19 protein-coding genes are annotated in these 18458 nt (G+C 71.1%); 10 read left to right on the top strand and 9 right to left on the bottom strand.

All coding sequences use genetic code 11. The features are described 5' to 3' along the window. Window positions 1-7: 7 nt before the first annotated feature. Window positions 8-433 (bottom strand): hypothetical protein, encoded by a 426-nt coding sequence (locus tag BJY16_RS41555; RefSeq protein ID WP_185045070.1) that lies wholly within the window; start codon window positions 431-433, stop codon window positions 8-10. Between the two features lie 85 nt (window positions 434-518). Here BJY16_RS41555 and BJY16_RS41550 point away from each other — a divergent pair, with 85 nt between their 5' ends. Next, entirely contained in the window at window positions 519-1316 is a 798-nt protein-coding gene (locus BJY16_RS41550; protein ID WP_239176652.1) for a helix-turn-helix domain-containing protein, read from the top strand. Window positions 1317-1338: 22 nt separating this feature from the next. On the opposite strand, the gene BJY16_RS41545 is transcribed toward BJY16_RS41550, so the two are convergent. The 4 genes from BJY16_RS41545 to BJY16_RS41530 form a co-directional block, all read right to left on the bottom strand. Next, the gene (locus BJY16_RS41545; protein ID WP_185045066.1) at window positions 1339-1710 is read right to left on the bottom strand and encodes a hypothetical protein; all 372 of its coding nucleotides are present in this window, start codon (window positions 1708-1710) and stop codon (window positions 1339-1341) included. Window positions 1711-2262: 552 nt separating this feature from the next. Then, on the bottom strand, window positions 2263-3309 hold the full coding sequence (locus BJY16_RS41540; protein WP_239176650.1) for an amidoligase family protein: 1047 nt from the start codon (window positions 3307-3309) through the stop codon (window positions 2263-2265). After that, entirely contained in the window at window positions 3306-4142 is an 837-nt protein-coding gene (locus BJY16_RS41535) for a hypothetical protein (RefSeq protein ID WP_185045064.1), read from the bottom strand. Before BJY16_RS41535 ends, BJY16_RS41540 begins: the two co-directional genes overlap by 4 nt. Then, window positions 4139-4657, bottom strand: coding sequence for a SigE family RNA polymerase sigma factor (locus BJY16_RS41530; protein WP_185045062.1), 519 nt, complete (start codon window positions 4655-4657; stop codon window positions 4139-4141). The genes BJY16_RS41535 and BJY16_RS41530 overlap by 4 nt, the downstream gene beginning before the upstream one ends. Window positions 4658-4759: 102 nt before the next feature. Between BJY16_RS41530 and BJY16_RS41525 the strand changes: the two genes are divergently transcribed. The 3 genes from BJY16_RS41525 to BJY16_RS41515 are packed head-to-tail and all read left to right on the top strand — an operon-like array spanning window position 4760 to window position 6686. Further along, complete coding sequence (locus BJY16_RS41525; protein WP_185045061.1) at window positions 4760-5149, top strand: PadR family transcriptional regulator; 390 nt, start codon at window positions 4760-4762, stop codon at window positions 5147-5149. Continuing rightward, entirely contained in the window at window positions 5146-5967 is an 822-nt protein-coding gene (locus BJY16_RS41520) for an ATP-binding cassette domain-containing protein (protein ID WP_239176649.1), read from the top strand. The genes BJY16_RS41525 and BJY16_RS41520 overlap by 4 nt, the downstream gene beginning before the upstream one ends. Beyond that, window positions 5964-6686 carry a hypothetical protein gene (locus BJY16_RS41515; protein WP_185045060.1) on the top strand — a complete coding sequence of 241 codons (723 nt, stop codon included), beginning with the start codon at window positions 5964-5966 and terminating at the stop codon, window positions 6684-6686. Before BJY16_RS41520 ends, BJY16_RS41515 begins: the two co-directional genes overlap by 4 nt. A gap of 227 nt (window positions 6687-6913) precedes the next feature. Here BJY16_RS41515 and BJY16_RS41510 read toward each other — a convergent pair whose 3' ends face one another. Together BJY16_RS41510 and BJY16_RS41505 are read right to left on the bottom strand one after the other, a co-directional pair. Next, on the bottom strand, window positions 6914-7297 hold the full coding sequence (locus tag BJY16_RS41510; protein WP_185045058.1) for a spore germination protein GerW family protein: 384 nt from the start codon (window positions 7295-7297) through the stop codon (window positions 6914-6916). A 238-nt stretch (window positions 7298-7535) separates the two neighbouring features. Then, window positions 7536-8519 carry a LacI family DNA-binding transcriptional regulator gene (locus BJY16_RS41505; protein WP_185045056.1) on the bottom strand — a complete coding sequence of 328 codons (984 nt, stop codon included), beginning with the start codon at window positions 8517-8519 and terminating at the stop codon, window positions 7536-7538. A 195-nt stretch (window positions 8520-8714) separates the two neighbouring features. Between BJY16_RS41505 and BJY16_RS41500 the strand changes: the two genes are divergently transcribed. The 4 genes from BJY16_RS41500 to BJY16_RS41485 all read left to right on the top strand — a co-directional run bounded on the left by BJY16_RS41500 (window position 8715) and on the right by BJY16_RS41485 (window position 13805). Then, entirely contained in the window at window positions 8715-9581 is an 867-nt protein-coding gene (locus BJY16_RS41500; protein ID WP_185045054.1) for a carbohydrate ABC transporter permease, read from the top strand. Next, window positions 9581-10489: a carbohydrate ABC transporter permease gene (locus tag BJY16_RS41495; protein ID WP_185045052.1), complete on the top strand. Its 909-nt coding sequence runs from the start codon at window positions 9581-9583 to the stop codon at window positions 10487-10489. Before BJY16_RS41500 ends, BJY16_RS41495 begins: the two co-directional genes overlap by 1 nt. 125 nt (window positions 10490-10614) lie before the next feature. Further along, entirely contained in the window at window positions 10615-11841 is a 1227-nt protein-coding gene (locus tag BJY16_RS41490; protein ID WP_239176647.1) for an ABC transporter substrate-binding protein, read from the top strand. Then, window positions 11838-13805 carry a beta-galactosidase gene (locus tag BJY16_RS41485; RefSeq protein WP_185045049.1) on the top strand — a complete coding sequence of 656 codons (1968 nt, stop codon included), beginning with the start codon at window positions 11838-11840 and terminating at the stop codon, window positions 13803-13805. The genes BJY16_RS41490 and BJY16_RS41485 overlap by 4 nt, the downstream gene beginning before the upstream one ends. Window positions 13806-13868: 63 nt before the next feature. On the opposite strand, the gene BJY16_RS41480 is transcribed toward BJY16_RS41485, so the two are convergent. Next, complete coding sequence (locus BJY16_RS41480) at window positions 13869-14738, bottom strand: AbfB domain-containing protein (RefSeq protein WP_185045047.1); 870 nt, start codon at window positions 14736-14738, stop codon at window positions 13869-13871. 197 nt (window positions 14739-14935) lie between these two features. Between BJY16_RS41480 and BJY16_RS41475 the strand changes: the two genes are divergently transcribed. Continuing rightward, window positions 14936-16009 carry a hypothetical protein gene (locus BJY16_RS41475; protein ID WP_185045045.1) on the top strand — a complete coding sequence of 358 codons (1074 nt, stop codon included), beginning with the start codon at window positions 14936-14938 and terminating at the stop codon, window positions 16007-16009. A gap of 19 nt (window positions 16010-16028) precedes the next feature. Then, a complete protein-coding gene (locus tag BJY16_RS41470; protein WP_185045044.1) occupies window positions 16029-16646 on the top strand; it encodes a class I SAM-dependent methyltransferase in 618 nt (205 codons plus the stop codon). 211 nt (window positions 16647-16857) lie between these two features. On the opposite strand, the gene BJY16_RS41465 is transcribed toward BJY16_RS41470, so the two are convergent. Then, the gene (locus tag BJY16_RS41465; RefSeq protein WP_185045043.1) at window positions 16858-18429 is read right to left on the bottom strand and encodes a GGDEF domain-containing protein; all 1572 of its coding nucleotides are present in this window, start codon (window positions 18427-18429) and stop codon (window positions 16858-16860) included. Between the last annotated feature and the right edge of the window lie 29 nt (window positions 18430-18458).

Raw genomic sequence — 18458 nt, 5'->3', positions numbered from 1 at the left:
GGTCAGATCACTCGATGAACTGGTAGTCGCGGACGATGCGGCCGTCCGGAGCCAGGAGCAGCACCTCCAGCCCGGTGCCGGCCGCGTCACCACCGCCTCGAGGCACCATCTGCCAGCGGAACTTCACCACGTCGGCCAGCCGGTCGGCGTCACCCAGCGCTCGGAACTCGAAGGCGCCGGGGGCGACGAACTCCTGGTGAGCGCGCGCCACCCGGACCTCCAGCGCGGCGTGCCCGCGAGCCTCCAGAACCTGATCGTCGAAGCCCAGCGCGGCGGAGGCTGCGCGCATCTCCTCCGGCGGCTTCAGCACGTGCACCGCGTCGTCGGTCCAGAGCCCCTGGACGGCGGCGCGGCGGCGCTCGGGGTCGGGCTCACCCCACAGCGCCACATAACGGTCGACGAGTCTGCTCGTGGCTTCCTGCGCATCGCTCATGGCGACGACTTTGCGCCGCTCGCGGAGGCCCGGCAATTCCCGGCAGGGAATCGCCGGGCCGCACCGGAACCGGTACACAGGAGCGGTGCAAACGGTGAATGACGCGCTGCGGACCTGGCGGACCAGGCGCCGGGTGAGCCAGCTGGAGCTGGCCGCCCGGGCCGGCACCACGCAGCGCTACCTCAGCTTCATCGAGAGCGGCCGCTCCCTCCCCGGCCGCTCGATGATCATTAGGCTGGCCGAGTCGCTCGAGGTGCCGATCCGGGAGCGAAATGACCTGCTGCTGGCGGCCGGCTTCGCCCCTGCCTATCCGGAGAGCGATCCGGCCTCGTCCCGGCTCGCTCCGGTGCGGGTCGCCCTGGAGCGCATCCTGCACGGCCACCTGCCTTATCCCGCGGTGATCGTCGACCGCAGCGGCGACCTGCTCTCCGCCAACGCCGGCTTCGACCTGATCATGGAGGGAGTCGCCGAGCACCTGCTCACCCCGCCGGTCAACGTGCCGCGGCTCCTGCTCCACCCCGAGGGCCTCGCCCCGCGCATCGTCAACCTGGACGAGTGGGCCTGGCACGTGATCGACCGGGTCCAGGCCGATTGCATGCGCAACCCGACCGACCGGCTCGTCCAGCTCTCCCTGGAGCTCGTCGACCTGGCCCCGCCGATGCCGGACGAGCTCTCGCCGAGCTATCTGGGTCTGGCCGTCCCGCTCCGGCTGCGACTCGGCGACCGCGATTTGCGCCTGATCACGACGCTGACCCATTTCGGCACCGCCACCGACGTCACCCTCGCCGAGCTGCATCTGGAGGCCTTTCTCCCGGAGGACGAGGTAACCGCCGCTGCCCTCACCGAGCTGTATGACCTCAGGAGTTCCCATGCGCCGCGATGAGCGAGCCCGCTGTCCGTGCTCGCTAGTCGGACAGCTTGAGGTCGATCACCACGCCGTGGTCGGCGCAGGCGGACTGGAGGCCGCTGATGTGCTCGGTCAGCGGCTGCAGATAGGTGAGCGCCATCTCGTTGTCCGCACCCAGCTGGGACACCTGCCAGAGCACGTCCATCAGTTTGGTGCCGTGCTCGCGCAGGTCGGCGTAACGGGAGTCGGCGAACACCTGCCGCATCGACAGGTATTCCTCCTTGGTGAGCTTGTCGTCGGCGGTGCCGGAGCTGCTCTTCTCCTGCCCGGCCAGGGCGCGGCAGGCGGCCACCCCGGAGTCCTCGCGCAGCACGCGGTCGTAAAGCAGCCAGCCGCCACCGGCGAGCAAGAGCAGCGACAGCGCCGCCACGGCGGCGAGCCACGGCCAGAGCGGGCCGCGCGGTGGGCCGGCCGGTTGCGGCAGCGGATGGCTCGGGATCAGACCCGCTTGGCTGTACGGATCGGTGAGCGCCCGGGTCGGCGGATAATCGGCATAAGGATCCTGTGGCGGCAGAAAGGGCGGTGCGGAGGACTGCTGCCGTGGTGGAAAGGGTGCCGAAGAGAGCGGCTGCCGCGGTGGAAAGGGCGGTGCGGAGGGCGGCTGCTGCGGTGGAAAGGGTGCCGACGAGGGCGGCTGCTGCGATGGAAAGGGCGGTGGGGTGGACGGCTGCTGCGGTGGATACGACATGTCACTCCACAGGGTCGGTCCGATGCCGGCCGCCGGACCCCGGTCACCGTGGCCCGCCTTCCCCATCACAGCCGCCGCCCCGCGCCTCCACAGTGGGCCGAACGGTCAGTAATCCCGTTTTCACCCGATCCGGTACACCGTCGCCCGGCGTCAGCCGCGACCGCCCGGTGTACCGAGGGCGACTCACCGGCGTCCGCCATGCCCGACGTGCGCTCCGCCGGCGGCCCACCGATGTCAGTCGCGGCCGGCCAGCGCCTCCGCTGCCAGCTCCAGCAACATGTCCACGTCACCGCCGGGAGGGATCGGGTGGGGGTCCAGGCAGCGCTCCAGCAGCAGCTCGACCAGAGCCGCCCGGTCGACGATCGGGCCGGCCTCGATGGCGCCGGGGAGGATGCGGATCTCCACGGTGTCCCGGATCGGGGTGTCGGTGAGCAGCTGGGTCAGGTTCACGTCGAAGTACTTCGTCAGCTCACCCGCGGTCGCGGCGGCGCGCAGATCGTCGTACGTCGGATCCTCGGCCACCGCGTCCACCAGCGGTCCGGGCAGCGGCGCCAACCTGCGGCAGGCCGGGTTGGTGCGCAGCACCTCCCGCAGCGGCTCGCGCCAGTGCGCGAAGAGCCGGACCAGGTTGGCCAGGGCGTGCGGCGCCCGGAAGGGCGCACCGTCCACATGGAGGTGCACCGCGGCCTCGTAAGGGACGGTGAACCCGAGCTCGCGCGCCGGGGTGAGCAGTTCGTCAAGCGATCCCTCGATGTCGCCGGTCAGCGGCGGCGTGATGATCTCGCACGGCCGTTCCCGCTCCCCGCCGAGCGGGGCGGCCAGCGCGATCGTGACGTTCGCCGCGTCGTCCAGCCGGTAGACGTCGCCGATCCGCTGGACCCGGCTGCCCCAGAGCTCGGCGGCCGGCTTGAGCGCGGCGTCGATCGTGCCGGCCGGGTCGCTGTGCCGGGAGAGCAGGCGCAGCAGCCGCGCGTCGTCGGTCAGCACGCGGAACCAGCCGGGCAGCGGCGGCGCTTTCGGGTCCAGGCCGGCGAGCAGGGTGATGTCGTCGACCAGGGTGCAGAGCAGCGCGCCATCCGGGCGGCGCACCTCGAAACCCTGCGTCAGGTGCAGGAACCGCCCCAGCCCGGGGACCAGGGACGGTTCACTGTCGGAGTGCCACACCGGCCGGACGCTGCCCCCGCAGCGTCCGGCCAGGTCCATGGCGAGGCTGCGCCGGCTGGCTCCGGGAGGGGCCATCAACTCGATCTCGAAGCCGGTCCGCCGGCGCAACCTGGTCACGGCTTGATCGGCAGCGTCTGTCCGGCCAGCAGCCTCTTGCCGCCCGCGACCTTCGCGTCCCACGCGGTCTTCAGCTTCCACAGTTTGGCCAGCTTCACCGCGTCGTCGACGTCGTACCCGGCCTCGAAGAACGCGTTGGCCCGCACTTCCTCCATGTACGCCTCGGCGGACGCCGCGTTGGGCTTGACGCTCGACGGCAGGCTCTGGCCGGCGAGGAGCCGCCGACCGCCCTCGACCTTCGCGTCCCACGCGGTCTTCAGCTTCCAGATCTTGGCCAGCTTGACCGCGTCGTCGTAGTCGTAACCGGCGCTGAAGAACTTCACCACCGTGTCCGGGACTCCGCTGCCCTCGCCCGGCTCGGCCGGCTCCGCGGAACCGGGCTTGATCGGCAGCGTCTGCCCGGCCAGCAGCAGGCGCCCGGCCTCGGCCTTGACCGAGCCGATGTCGTCGGTCGACCGATTCCACAGCTTGGCCAGCGCGACCGCGTCGTCGTAGTCGTAGCCGGCGCCGAAGTAGGCGTCGAACTCCTTCTGGTCGGGCTCGGTGAACACGCTCGCGGACGGGCCGGCGGAGGGGCTGGCCGGCGCGGCGGCCACGATCGGCGCGGTCCCGTCCGACGAGCCCGGGCCGCCGGGCAGGACGGCCGGCAGGTTGACCACCGCGGCGATCAGGCCGGCGCCCAGCGCGGTGCCGCCGGCCACCGAGGCGCCCAGCCGGCGCCGCTTGTGCTTGCGGGACAGTTCGACGACCCGGGCGTACACCTCGGCCGGGTCTGCGATGTGTGACTCGTGGCTCTCGAAGGTTTCCCTGAGCCGGTCACCCTGGTAGGTCACGACTTCTCCTCGACGGGGATCAGGATCTCTCGCTCCGACTCGAGCCGGAGCGTTTTCAGTGCCTTCGAGGCCTGGCTGCGCACCGTCGCCGGGGAGCAGTTGAGCAGGTCCGCGATGGATTCGTCGTCGAGTTGCTCGTAGTAGCGGAGTACGAGCACGGCTCGTTGCTTGCGCCCGAGTGTTGCCAGGCGGTGCCACAGCGCGTCGGTCTCGGCGATCCGGTCGGCGTGGTCGTGCACCCCGCCGCGGGCATCGTCGATCTCGACCAGGCGCTCGCCGGCGAGATGCAGGTTGCGCACCGACCAGGAGCGCCGCCAGGAGAGGTACTCGTTGAGCACCATCCGCCGGACGTACGCCTCCGGAGAGTCCGCCTCACTGATCCGCCGCCACCGGACATGGGCCCGGGCCAGCACCTCCTGCACGACATCCTGCGCCAAGTGCCGGTCGCCGGTGAGGACGACCGCGTAGCGCAGCAGGCTGGGCAGTCGGGCCATCGCGAATTGCTCGAAGGTCACATCCACTTCGACGCCTCCCGCCCGCTTTCTGTGCACTGCCGGTCCGATCTTTTTCCGGAACCCTACTAGGTAGGCGGACTGCTAAGCAGTTAGCCTGACTACATGATGCCCAAGCCGTGGCTGCACGGCTTCCTCGACCTGTGCCTGCTCGCCATGCTGCGCGAGCGCGCCGACTACGGTTACGGCCTGGCGCAGCGCCTGGCCGCAGCCGGGGTCGCCGACGTGCCCGGCGGCACCCTCTATCCTGCGCTTCTGCGGCTCGAGGAGCAGGGACTCGCGGTTCCCCGGTGGGCGCCGTCCGAGTCCGGCCCGCGCCGGAAGTACTACGAGATCACCCCGGCCGGCGCCGACGTCCTGGCCGCTCAGGCGCGTCAGTGGGCCGGATTCCGGGACGGCGTCGACATCCTGCTCGCGGCGGCACAGCCCGCTTCGGTCGCGGTCGCCGGCGCGGCTCCGGATCCGCTGCCGGCTCCGCCGGAGGAGACACGTTGAGTACGTATGAGAGCTGGCCCACCCGTTTCGAGGCCGAGCTGGTGCGCCTCGGTGTGCCGGAACCGCGCGCCCGCCGCCTTACCGAGGACACCGCCGCCCAGGCCGCCGAGCACGCCGCCGACCCGGCCGGCCTCTTCGGCCCCGCGCACCTCTATGCCCGCCACCTGGTCGCCGAGCTGTCCGCCCCGGTCGGGCCGGAGCCGCCCCGCTTCGCGACGGCCGGCCCGGTCCTGCTGCGGCTGGCCGGGGTGGGGAAGCGATATCGCCGCCGGACCGTCTTCCAGGACGTCGATCTGACGGTACGCGGTGGGCAGGTCGCCGCCATCGTCGGCGCCAACGGCTGCGGCAAGTCCACGCTGCTCCGGATCTGCGCCGGCCTGACCCGTCCCGACGCGGGCACGGTGCACCGCACCCGCCGGGTCGGTTACGTCCCGCAGGACGGCGGCACCGCCGGCTGGCTGACCGCCGACGAGCACTTCGCCCTGTTCGGCGCGGCGGCCGGCGTGGTCCCGCGCCGCGCCCGCTCGACCGGCGCCCACCTGGCCGCCAAGCTGGCCTGGCGCCCGGATCCGGGGCAGCGCGCCCAGCAGCTCTCCGGCGGCACCCGGCAGAAGCTGAACCTGGTGCTCGGCGAGCTGCACGGCCCCGACCTGCTCCTGCTCGACGAGCCCTACCAGGGTTTCGACCAGGGCACCTACCTGGACTTCTGGCGCCAGGTGCACGCCTGGCGCGACGCCGGCCGCGCCGTCGTGGTGGTCACCCACCTGCTGCACGACCTGGGCAACGTCGACCACGTCCTGGACCTGGGGGAACGATGAACATGCATGCGGGGACCGCGTTGGTGGTGGCCGGGCTGTCGGCCCGGGAGGTGGGGCGGCGACGGGCCGCGGTGCTGCTGGTGATCGCCCTGCCGCTCTGGTTCTACCTGGTCCGGCGCGACCTGACCGGCCAGTCGATCCGGATGCTGGCGCTCGGCATCGCCTGGTCGATCTCCACGCTCACCCTCTTCGTGGTGAACGCCTCCCGTGGCGTCGACCCCCGGCTCCGGCTCTCCGGCGCCTCGGTGCTGGGTCTGGTCGGTGGCCGGCTCCTGGCGATGAGCGGCGCCGGCACCCTGCTGGCGCTCGGCTACTGGGCCCTGGTCAGCCTGGACCAGACCGTGCCGCACCCGTTCGCGACCGGCCTGATCATGCTGCTCGCCGCCCTGGTCGCGGCCCCGTTCGGCAGCCTGGTCGGCGCGCTGCTGCCCCGCGAGCTGGAGGGTGCCCTGGCCCTGCTCAGCGTGTGCGCCGTACAGATGCTCGCCGACCCGGACGGCCTGGCCGCCAAACTGATGCCGTTCTGGTCGGTCCGCCAGATCGGCACCTACGCCGTCGACAACGCCGGCCTCAGCTACCTCTGGCAGGGACTCGGCCACTTCGCCCTGTACTGGCTGATCTGCACCGCCGGCACCCTGGCCATCTTCGCCTACCGCCTCCGCGTGGCCCGCTACCCCGAGCCGACCGAACCGCACCACGAACCCTCAGCGGTGCCCTGACCCAGCCGCCAGGCAGCAATGACCCGACCCACCGAGTGCCCCCTGGGCGCCAGCCCGGTTCCGCGAGTCGGGCTGGCGGGCCGGGGTTGCGGGTGTCGGGCTGGTCCCGGAGGGTGTCTCAGGCGCGTCGAGTGACCCGTGCACGCCAGCCGGGGTTCCGCATGCTGGGCTGACCGGCAGCGGTGTCTCGGTCCGGCCGAGACACCCCGCGGAACGGCCCGGGCCGGTCAGCGGCGCCGCTTCATGTGGCGGCGGAGCACCGAACGCACCACCAGCAGCGCGACGATCGCGACCGCCTGCCCACCCAGCACGATCTTGTTGACGTCGACCGCCGGTTTCCAGCAGACGTCGCCGTTCTTGATGATGAAGACCCCGGCCGGCTTGGCGGTCAACCCGTAACCCCCGCCGCTGCCCTCGCCCTGCGCCGGTGCGCTGACCGCCTCGGACTCCGTGGTGCCGCCGCTGCCGGCCCCGCCACCACCACCCGCACTCACCCGGGCGACCGGCAGCAGGACGATGCCGTCCCGCTCCACCGGCTCCCCGAAGACCCGGCTCACCATCGCACCGTCCGTCGCCGCACGGGCCTTGTCCAGCAGAGTCGCGCCGTCCATAGTGCTCGCCTCGCTTCCTGATCGCCTCCGGCCAGCCTGGCACGCCCGCCCGCCACCCGCGAGGTCAGAAAACAGACAGGCCGGCCATCCGCGCCCATCGATCATCGAGCCGCCACACGCAGTCCCGCCCTCCCCAGGGGGTTGCCCCCGCTGCCAGTGTGCCGGGCTGGGGCCTCGGGCGGCCGGCGGGTTGTGGACAGCCACGCGGTGTGGAAAACCCCGAGACCGCGTCCGCCCGCTATCCCCGCTGATAGGGCCCGGTGCTACCCCGCACCACCAGATGCGTCGGCACCAGGTCGGTGCCCGGCGCCGCCGAGCCGGTGCCGATCTGGGCCAGCAGCGCCTGCACGCACCGCCGTCCCACCTCGGCGAAGTCCTGGTGCACCGTGGTCAGCGGCGGCAGGTACGACGACGCGTCCGCGATGTCGTCGAAGCCGACCACGCTGACCTCTTCCGGCACCCGCCGTCCGCGCTCGGTCAGCGCCCGGAGCACCCCGAGCGCCATCTGGTCGTTGGCCACGAAGACCGCGCTGCACTCGGCCGGCAGGGCCAGGCCCGCCTGGTAGCCGCTCTCCGCCGACCAGTCGCCCCGGCCGATCTCCGGGACCGGGCGGCCGGCCTCCTCCAGCACCCGGCGCCAGGCCTGGGCGCGGCGTTGCGCGGAGTACGACTCGGCCGGCCCGGCGATGTGCCAGACGGTGGGGTGGCCCAGGTCGAGCAGGTGCCGGACGGCTTGCCGGGTGCCGTCGGCCTGGTCGGTGTCGACGACGGGATAACGCTCTCCCGCATCCGAGTCGACGACCACCACGTGCACGCCGGGTGGCAGGGCGACGGTGGCCACGTCCAGCAGGTGCACCTCGAGGATGACGATGACGCCGTCGACGGCGAGTTCGCCCATCCTGGTGAAGGCGCCCAGCACGTTGTCCTGGGTGGGCACCCCGACCGGGATCAGCGTGATCGCGTAGCCCTCGGCGGCGGCCTGGGTGGCGATCGCCTCGACGGTGCGGCTGTTGCCGGTCGACGAGAGTCCGAAGAGGATCACCCCGAGCGTGTTGAAGCGCCCGTACCGCAGCGAGCGGGCCGCGCTGTTCGGCCGGTAACCCAGTTCGCGCATGGCGGCCAGCACCTGCTCGCGGGTGGCCTCGACGACGCCGGACTGCCCGTTCGCCACCCGGGAGACGGTCTGCGAGGAGACGCCGGCCAGTTTGGCCACGTCGGCCATCGACACCCGTTGTTTGCGGCGCCCGCCGGGCACGTCGGATCCACCGCGGAGACGCTGCGCTTCGATGTCGTTACTCCTTGACCGCCCTGGTGACGCGTGCCACTATACGGCACACATGTTTACGCAAACATTTCCTCTCGTGGTCGAACATGTTTACGTAAACATAGACATCACGAATCAACGTAAGGAGGCACGGTGACCCGGCGGTCCTGGATCGGCTGGCAGTTCGTTGCCCCGTTCCTGGCGGTGTTCGCGCTGGTCTTCCTCGCGCCGATCGCCTATTCGATCCATCTCAGCCTCTACCGCACCAAGCTGATCGGCGGCACCGGCTTCGTCGGGCTGGAGAACTACACCAAGGCCTTCGAGGATCCGCAGTTCTGGTCGGCGGTCGGCCGGGTCAGCCTGTTCCTGGTGGTCCAGGTCCCGATCATGCTGGTCCTGGCGCTGCTGGTGGCGCTCGCGATCGACAGCGGGCGGCTCTACGGGGCGTCCTTCTTCCGCATCGCGATCTTCCTGCCCTACGCGGTGCCGGCCGTGGTGGCCACGCTGATGTGGGGCTTCATGTACGGCACCCAGTTCGGCCTGATCCGCTACGTCAACGACTGGTTCGGTACGACGTTGCCCGACCCGCTCGCCCCGGACCTGGTGCTGGCCGCCATCGGCAACATCACCACCTGGGAGTTCGTCGGCTACAACATGATCATCCTGTACGCCGCGCTGCGCGTGGTCGACCCCTCGCTCTACGAGGCGGCGGCGATCGACGGCGCCGGCCAGCTCCGGATCATCCGGGCGATCAAGCTGCCCGCCCTGCGCGGCCCGCTGCTGATCACCACGATGTTCTCGATCATCGGCACCTTCCAGCTCTTCACCGAGCCGGTGGTGCTGCGGACCATCGCCCCGAACGCGATCCTCACCTACTTCACCCCGAACTACTACGCCTGGCAGCTCTCCGTCGGCGGCCAGCAGTTCAACTACTCGGCCACGGTCGCCGTGGTGATGGGCCTGCTCACCATGCTCGTCGCCTACGTCGTGCAGGCGCGTGCCGTACGAAAGGCGGGGTGATGGTCGCCGCACCCACGATCCGCCCGGCGGCGCGCCGGCAACCGCGACCGGCAGCGGTCCGCATCCGCAAGCCGAAGAGCTGGACGCTGACCGCGCTCACCACGGTGATGCTGCTCTACACGCTGCTGCCGCTGGCCTGGCTGGTGATCAGCGCCAGCAAGACCCAGGAGGGGCTGCTCAGTACGTTCGGGCTCTGGTTCGGCGGGGACTTCGCGCTGTTCCACAACATCGGCGAGGTCTTCACCTACCAGGGCGGCATCTACCTGCGGTGGCTCGGCAACACGGTGTTCTACGTGGTGCTCGGCGCCGGCGGGGCCACCCTGCTCAGCGCGCTCGCCGGGTACGGCCTGGCGAAGTTCCCGTTCCCCGGCCGCAAGGCGGTCTTCGCGGTGATCCTCGGCGCGGTCGCGGTGCCGCCCACCGCGCTGGCCGTGCCGACCTTCCTGCTGTTCGCGAAGATGGGGATCACCGACACGGTCTGGGCGGTGATCATCCCGTCCCTGATGATCCCGTTCAGCCTCTACCTGATGTGGGTGTTCGCCACCGACACGGTGCCGGACGAGATCCTCGAGTCGGCCCGGGTGGACGGTGCCGGCGAGTTCCGGATCTTCTTCAGGCTCGCCGTGCCGCTGCTCTCCCCGGGCCTGGTCACCGCGCTGCTCTTCAACGTGGTGGTGACCTGGAACAACCTCTTCCTTCCGCTGATCATGCTGAAGGACCGGAACCTCTACCCGATCACGATGGGCATCTACACCTGGAACCAGCAGTCCCAGACGGTCGGCGGCGACGTCGTCTTCCACCTGGTGATCACCGGCTCGCTGCTGGCCATCGTCCCGCTCATCGCCGCGTTTCTGCTGCTCCAGCGCTACTGGCAGTCCGGTCTGGCTGTCGGCAGCGTCAAACAATGAAAGGGAACCGCATGAGAATGACCCGCCGGCGCGCGCTTCTCGGCGCCGCCTTGTCCATAACCCTTCTGGCATCCGGCTGCGGCTCGTCCGACGACAGCACGGACGACGCCCCGGCGAAAACCACCGTGACGGATGCCGATGTCGAGGCGGCGCTGCAGGCCGGCGGCAACCTGACGGTGTGGGCCTGGGAGCCCACGCTGACCAAGGTCGTCGCCGACTTCCAGGTCAAGTACCCGAAGGTCAAGGTCAACCTGATCAAGAACGGCAGTGGCAACGACCAGTACACCGCGCTGCAGAACGCGATCAAGGCGGGCACCGGGGTGCCGGACCTCGCCCAGATCGAGTACTTCGCGCTGCCGCAGTTCGCGCTCTCCAAGGCGGTCGCCGACCTGAACACGTTCGGCGCCAAGTCGCTGGACGGCACGTTCACCCCCGGCCCGTGGACCTCGGTGCACGCCGGCGACAAGATCTACGGCCTGCCGATGGACTCCGGCCCGATGGCGCTGTTCTACAACAAGGAGGTCTTCGACAAGTACGGCATCCAGGTCCCGGCCACCTGGGAGGAGTACGCCGCGGCGGCCGAGAAGCTGCACAAGGCGAACCCGAAGTCCTGGATCACCAGCGACAGCGGCGACGCCGGCTTCACCACCAGCATGATCTGGCAGGCCGGCGGGCGGCCGTACCGGGTGGACGGCACGAACGTCTCGATCAACTTCGACGACGCGGGCACCAAGAAGTGGACCGGCCTCTGGCAGGGCCTGATCGACAAGAAGCTGCTCGCGCCGGTCCCCGGCTGGAGCGACGCCTGGTACAAGGGTCTCGGTGACGGCACCATCGCCAGCCTGGTGATCGGCGCCTGGATGCCGCCGAACCTGGAGTCCGGCGTGAAGGCCGCGTCCGGCAAGTGGCGGGTCGCCCCGATGCCGCAGTGGGCCTCCGGCGAGAAGGTCACCTCGGAGAACGGCGGCAGCTCGCTCGCCGTCACCGAGGCCAGCCAGAACAAGACCCTCGCCTACGGCTTCATGAAGTACGCCACGGTCGGCGACGGCGCGCAGAGCCGCACCGATGAGGGCGCGTTCCCGGCGACCACCAAGCAGATCAACGCGGACGCCTTCAAGAGCAAGGAGTTCCCCTACCTCGGCGGCCAGAAGGCCAACGAGGTGCTCGCCGAGGCCGCGGCCCAGGTCGCGACCGGTTGGTCGTACCTGCCGTTCCAGGTCTACGCGAACAGCGTCTACAACGACTCCGTCGGCAAGGCCTACACCGGCGGATCCACCCTGCAGGACGGGCTGAAGGCCTGGCAGGAGTCTTCCACCAAGTACGGCCAGGAACAGGGCTTCACCATCCGATGACAACGGACGACACGACGCCCCGGCGCTGGCTGCGCCGCGCCGGGGCGCCCCGCCTTGAGTACGGCGCCGACTACAACCCCGAGCAGTGGCCGCGCGAGGTCTGGCCCGACGACGTCCGGGCGATGCGCGCGGCCGGCGTCACCGTCGTCTCGCTGGCGATCTTCTCCTGGGCCCGGATCCAGCCGCGGCCCGAGGTGTACGACTTCGCCTGGCTCGACGAGATCATCGACCTGCTGCACGCCGGTGGCATCGCGGTCGACCTGGCCACCGCCACCGCCTCCCCGCCGCCGTGGCTGATCGCCCGGCACCCGGAGATCCTGCCGGTCGACAAGCGGGGCAACACCGTGTGGCCGGGCGGCCGCCAGCACTGGCGGCCCACCTCGCCGGTCTTCCGGGCGCACGCGCTGCGCCTGGTCCGGGCCCTGGCGACCCGGTACGGCAAGCACCCGGCCGTGGTCGCCTGGCACGTCAACAACGAGTTGGGCTGCCACAACGTCTACGACTACTCGGACGACGCGGCGGTGGCGTTCCGCGCCTGGCTGCGCGATCGTTACCGGACACTGGACGGCTTGAACGCGGCCTGGGGTACCGACTTCTGGTCGCAGCGCTACTCCGACTGGGACCAGATCATCCCGCCCCGCCAGGCCACCACCCACCCCAATCCGACCCAGCGGCTGGACTTCAAGCGGTTCTCCTCGGACGCGCTCAAGGAGCATCTGATCGCCGAGCGGGACCTGCTCCACGAGCTCACCCCGGATCTGCCGGTCACCACGAACTTCATGGTGATGGGGGAGATGAGCCCGATGAACTACGCGGACTGGGCGGCCGAGGTGGACTTCGTCGCCAACGACCACTACGTGCTGCCCGGCCCGCAGGCCCGCGACGAGCTGTCCTTCTCGGCGAACCTGACCGGGAACCTCGCCGGCGGCCGGCCCTGGTTCCTGATGGAGCACTCGACCAGCGCGGTGAACTGGCAGCCGGTCAACGTGGCGAAGAAGCCGGGGGAGATGCACCGGGACGCGCTCACCCACGTGGCGCACGGGGCGGACGCGGTCTGCTTCTTCCAGTGGCGGCAGTCCAAGGCCGGCGCGGAGAAGTACCACTCGGCGATGGTTCCGCACGCGGGCGAGGACAGTGCGATCTTCCGTACGGTCTCCGCACTCGGCCGGCGGCTTGCCTCGCTGAGCGCGGTCGCCGGGACTCGCCGGGCGCCGGCCGACGTGGCGATCCTGTTCGACTGGGAGTCCTGGTGGGTGTCCGAGCACGACTCGCACCCCACCGACCGGCTGCGCTACAAGCAGGAGGCGCTGGACTGGTACACCGCGCTGCTCGACCTGGGCATCCGCGCGGACGTCGTGCCGGCGTTGACGACGGACCACCGGCTGGTGATAGCGCCGATCCTGCATGTCGTGCCGGAGGAGCTGGCCAGCGACTTGAAGCGATATGTCGGGAATGGCGGTCATCTGGTCACCACCTACTTCTCCGGGATCGTTGACGAGAACGACCAGATCTGGCTGGGCGGCTACCCCGGAGCGCTGCGTGACCTGCTCGGCATCCGGATCGAGGAGTTCGCCCCGCTGCTCGACGGCGAGACCGCCGAGCTGGACAACGGGACGACCGGCACGCTGTGGACCGACCGGATCGACGTGACCGATCCGGCGGTCGAGATCCTGGCCCGGTACAAGACCGGTGAGCAGGCGGAACGTGCGGCGATCACCCGGCGCGCGGTGGGCGCCGGATCCGCGGCGTACGTCTCCACCCGGCTGGGCCCGGACGGCCTGGCCACGGTGCTGCCGGCGCTGCTGGACGGCGCGGGGGTGACCAGCGAACTGCCGCCGGAGCTGCGCGGCCGGGTCGAGCTGGCCCGGCGCGGTGAGCACCGGTTCCTGATCAACCGGACCGCGGAGCCGGTCGACCTGGGCCCGGACGGCATCCTCGAACCCCGGGGTGTGCTGATCCGCTAGACGCGAGGGCGGGTGCGGGGTGTTGCTTCGGGGGCCTTGGAGCAGCACCCCGCACCCGGGTGCTCAGACGGCGCGCGGCACCAGGGCCAGTGCCCCGTCCTCGCGGAGGAACAGGCGATCGCCCGCCTCGGCCACGAACAGGTCCGGATAATTGATGGACCGTAACGTGAGTGCGGCTCCGGAACGAATGACGATCGGGCAGAAAGTGGCGTCCTGCGCGAACAGATCCGACCGGTCCCGTTGCTGGAGTTTGATTTCGAAGTTCTGGTGTCGCAAGAAATAGCCAGGATAGTTTACAGATTCCAGGGATACGCATCCGGAATTTGCTATTCCGGTACGCGCGGTGAAGCTGGAGTCGGGTCGGCCGGGGTCGTCGCGACTCGGTCCGATCGGGTCGACGCGGCCGAGGAAGTCACGATGCCGGACTCGATAGCCGGGGCGGTCGGCGACGGTCAGCGCGACCGTGGAGCCGACGGTCAGCGTGACCGCCGGGCTCCGTCGGGGAGTGGGTGAGGTGGTGATCGGCTTCGATCGGTGGCGCACCCGCGAAGTGGGAGCGTTCCCAAATGGAGAGAAGCTGTAAGCGGGGCTTGAGCTGGCAGTCGGCTCGATGATCACGGTCTGTGCGGGCGGCGGCGCCGGCGGCACCGTGCCGGTCAGGAACTCCGGCTCGGCGGTCGGGTCGCCACCCCGGAGAGCCAGGAAGGAGACCGCGGCCATGCCCAGCGTGCCCACCGCGACGGCGGTCAGTGCGGCGCGCCGCCGGGCGGTGCCGGCGCTCCGGGGCCAGGCCGGAAAGCCGGGAATCTCCGGCGGTGGGAATGACGGGGGAGTGGTGGGCCGGATCGGTGTTTCCCGGGGTCGTCCATCGGGGGAATACGGCGGAACCCAGCGGCCGACCCGCAACCCTGGGCGGGGGTCGTCTTCCGACATCTAATTCGCTTCCTGCTGAACTTGGACAAACGAATCCTTCCGGGGCGGCTGACGGATATCAAGAGGTTGATCAATCAATTTTCCGAGACGGGCACAAATCTTCGCGCCGGACCGAACCGAAGCCCGGATCGCTGCGTATACCTCCAGGGACCATCCGGCTACATGGGGTGCCGGGTGACCGCATCGAGGAGAACCGCGTGGAGAGTCCAGCTGTGCCGGAGACCGGCGACGACCCGTCCAGACTTCCCCCGCCGCTGCCCCGGATCTCCGACTACTGGCCGGACGCGCCGCACCGGATCGGGCCGCCGGCCGACCACTACGAGCTGCCCGGAGCCGACCCGACCCGCACGGCTCCCGCGCCGCCGCCCCGGCCGCCGGCTCGTATCGACGCCCCGCTCGCGGCGGACGACCGTACCCACCCGGACCTGAAACCGGTCCTGGTCCTGCTCGCCGCGGTCCTGCTGGTCGGCGGCGGCGTCTTCGCCGCGGTGTCCTACGTGCGCAATCCGGTCGGCGACCCGATCGAGAGCCTGCCGGCGCCGCCCCTGCCGGTGCCCTCCGCGATCACCGAACCGTCCCGCCCGCCCGTGTCGATCGGCACCTCGCCGCCGCCCAGCCGGACCGCCCCGCCCACCTCGGCGGCCGCCCCGGACGGCGCCGCGAGGACCACCCCGCCGCCGGCCGTCCCGCCGGCCGTCCCGGAGGCCGCCGTTCTGGAACTCGCCGACGGAGTCGCCCAGTTGCGGGTCGAGGTCGGCGACGTCGGCGACGGCATCGTGCAGGTCGACGTCGGCGAGGACAGCACCATCAAGGCGCGCGCGAAGGTGGACGACGACCGGGTCACCGTCTCGGTCGAGCCGAGCGGCCGGAGCACCGGCTCGGGCCTCCTGCAGATCCGGCTCAGCGACCGGGTCCGCTGGTCGTTCCGGATGCGCGGCGGCGTGCGGACGGCCGGCATCGACCTGTCCGGCGGCAAGGTCGGCGGGATCGAGCTGATCGGCGGCGCCGGCGCCATGAGACTGGTGCTACCCGGCCAGCGCGACGCGATCCCGATCGTGGAGCACGGTGGCGTGGGCGCCTGGCAGATCGTCACCGGCGGCCAGGTGCCGGTCCGGGCGCTGTTCCGGGACGGGGCCGGCTCGGTCACCGTGTACGGCTTCAAGGACAACGGGGTGGCCCGGGGTCGCGTGATCAGAAGCGGTCGCGGGGACGACGGCATCCGGCTCGACTCGCGGAACGGGGTGGGATCCCTCACCGTCCAGGCCCGGTGAGGTCAGGCAGAATCGCGGGGTGACACGTACCCAGGGTGACGCCGTGCCGCCGGAGGCGTCCTACTCCCTCGACCACTTCATCGGTCTCTACGAGGCCAAGGACGACCCCTGGGACAACGCCACCAAGTGGAGCGACCAGCGTAAGTACGCGGTCGCGATGGCCAGCCTGCCGCGCGAGCGGTACCGCCGCTGCTACGAGCCGGGCTGCGCGGTGGGCGTGCTGAGCGTGATGCTCGCCGACCGGTGCGGCGAGGTGCTCGCGGTCGACTGCGTCGAGGAGGCGGTGGTCCAGGCCCGCGCCGCCACCGCCGGCCTGCCGCACGTCGAGGTCGCCCGCGCGCTGCTCCCGGCCGAGCTGCCGGACGGCACGTTCGACCTGATCGTCGTCGGTGACCTGCTCTACTACCTGTCCGCCGACGACCTCCAGCTGATGATCGACGGCATGCTGGCCCGCCTGGAGCCGGGCGGCGACCTGCTCTCGGTGCACTTCCGCGACCGCGACAACCCGGGCAACTACGACGGCTTCAACGTGCACGCCCGGCTCGCCGCCCTGCCGTCCCTCGACCGGGTCATCCACCACGAGGACGAATGGTTCGTCTGCGACGTCTTCCGCAAGACCCTGCCCGGTACGCGCTGAGCCCGCTCCGCCCGAGGCCCTGCCGCGCCCCACGGTCGTCGGCTGGGTCTCAGGGGTGTCTCAAGACCCTTGAGACACCCCTGAGACCCAGCCCGCACCGCGACGTGCGTCGGGGTGCGGACCGCAGCGCGGCTTGCGGGGGCGGGCTGTGCCTGAGGGGTGTCTCAAGACCCTTGAGACACCCCTCAGGCACAGCCGACCACCGCGCGTCTCAGGCGGCCAGGACCAGGGAGAGTTTGCCGACCTGCTTGGACTTCTTGGCCTCGTACATGGCCAGGTCGGCCCGGCGGACCAGGTCGTCGACGGTGTCCGGCGTGCGGGCCTCGGCGGCGCCGACGCTGATCCCGATCCGGACCTGTTCACCGCCGGCGGTGAACGGCTCGGTGGTCATCGCGGCGATCCGGTCGCTGACCGCGGCGACCGCGCCCGGACCGTGACAGACCAGTACGAACTCGTCCCCGCCGAAGCGGCTCACCAGATCGCCCTCGCGGACGCAGCCGCGCAGCCGGGCCGCCACGGCGACCAGCAGCTCGTCGCCGGCCGCGTGCCCGAGGCGGTCGTTGACCGGCTTGAACCCGTCCAGATCGCAGAACAGCACCGCGAGCTGATCGCCGCCGGCCGTCGAGGAGACGACCGCGAGAGCGGCAGAGGAGACTCCGGCGGGCGAGGGCGAGGGCGAGGGCGAGGGCGAGGGCGAGGCCGGGGAAACGGGGAGCGGCGCGGGGGTGGGCAGGGCGGTGGCCAGGGCGGTCAGGCAGGCGGCCCGGTTCGGGAGGCCGGTCAGGGCGTCCCGGGTGGCCAGGTGGTGCAGGGCCTGCTCGGCGGCGCGCCGCTGCGCGGCGAGCCGGGCGATCCGGACCATGACCAGCGGAACCAGCGCCGCTGACGACAACGCGATCAGTACCCCGTCGACCGGCAGGCCGATCATCGCGCGCCCGCCGCCGATCAGCGGGGTGATCGCCAGCATCGCCCCGAGGAAGGTGAGCCGGCCCCGGGACAGGTCGTCGTCCGGCGCTCGCGTGCTGGTCAGCACGATCCCCACGGACGGATGCAGCGCCGCGCAGCCGAGCGCGGCGTAGGCGGCCAGGTAGAAGACGTTCGTCCAGTCCGGCCGGATCCCGTCGGCGCCGGTCACCAGCGGTGAGATCACCTTGGCGGCCAGGGTGAGCGCGATGCCCGCGGCGAGCAGCCGGACCGACGCCGACCGGCCACTCACCAGGAGCCGGAGGCGCCATGGTGCGTTCCGGTGCGCCGCCGATCCCCGGGAGACCCGGAGCATCGCGCCCAGCGTGCCGCTGACCGCGAGGAGATCCACGAAGGCGGCGATCTGCTGCACGGGCGGCAGGTGGTGCGCGGCGTTGGCCGGCAGGATCACCGCGTCCCACAGCACGCCGCCGAGGGCCACCGCGGTGATCACCGAGTCGATCACCCCGCCGATGTCACCGCGAGCCCGCCGCCGGATCAGCACGAGCGCCCCGGCCAGCAAAAATGCCCCGGCCGCGGTGAACAGGACGTCGGCGACGCTGCCGTCACCGGTGGGGCGCCCGGCGACCACGGTCAGCCAGATCCAGATGATGTTGCCGACGTTGTAGAGCACCATCGCGACGAGCATCAGCCACCACGGCGCCCGGCTGCCGCGCGGCGCCCGGCGCAGTGCGATGACCACGGTCAGCACCGCGGTGAGCGTGACCGCCAGGAACGGCCAGGACCGCAGTTCGTAAGGCCACACCAGGTACGTCGCCACCAGCACGGTGGAGATGACGGCGTAGCAACGGAGCAGCACGAACCAACCGATCGGCCGCCCCGCCGCCC

It is taken from the genome of Actinoplanes octamycinicus (assembly GCF_014205225.1).
Lineage (GTDB): Bacteria > Actinomycetota > Actinomycetes > Mycobacteriales > Micromonosporaceae > Actinoplanes > Actinoplanes octamycinicus.
The sequence above is the reverse complement of the archived record's forward strand: the minus strand, read 5'-3'. Positions and strand labels throughout refer to the sequence as shown.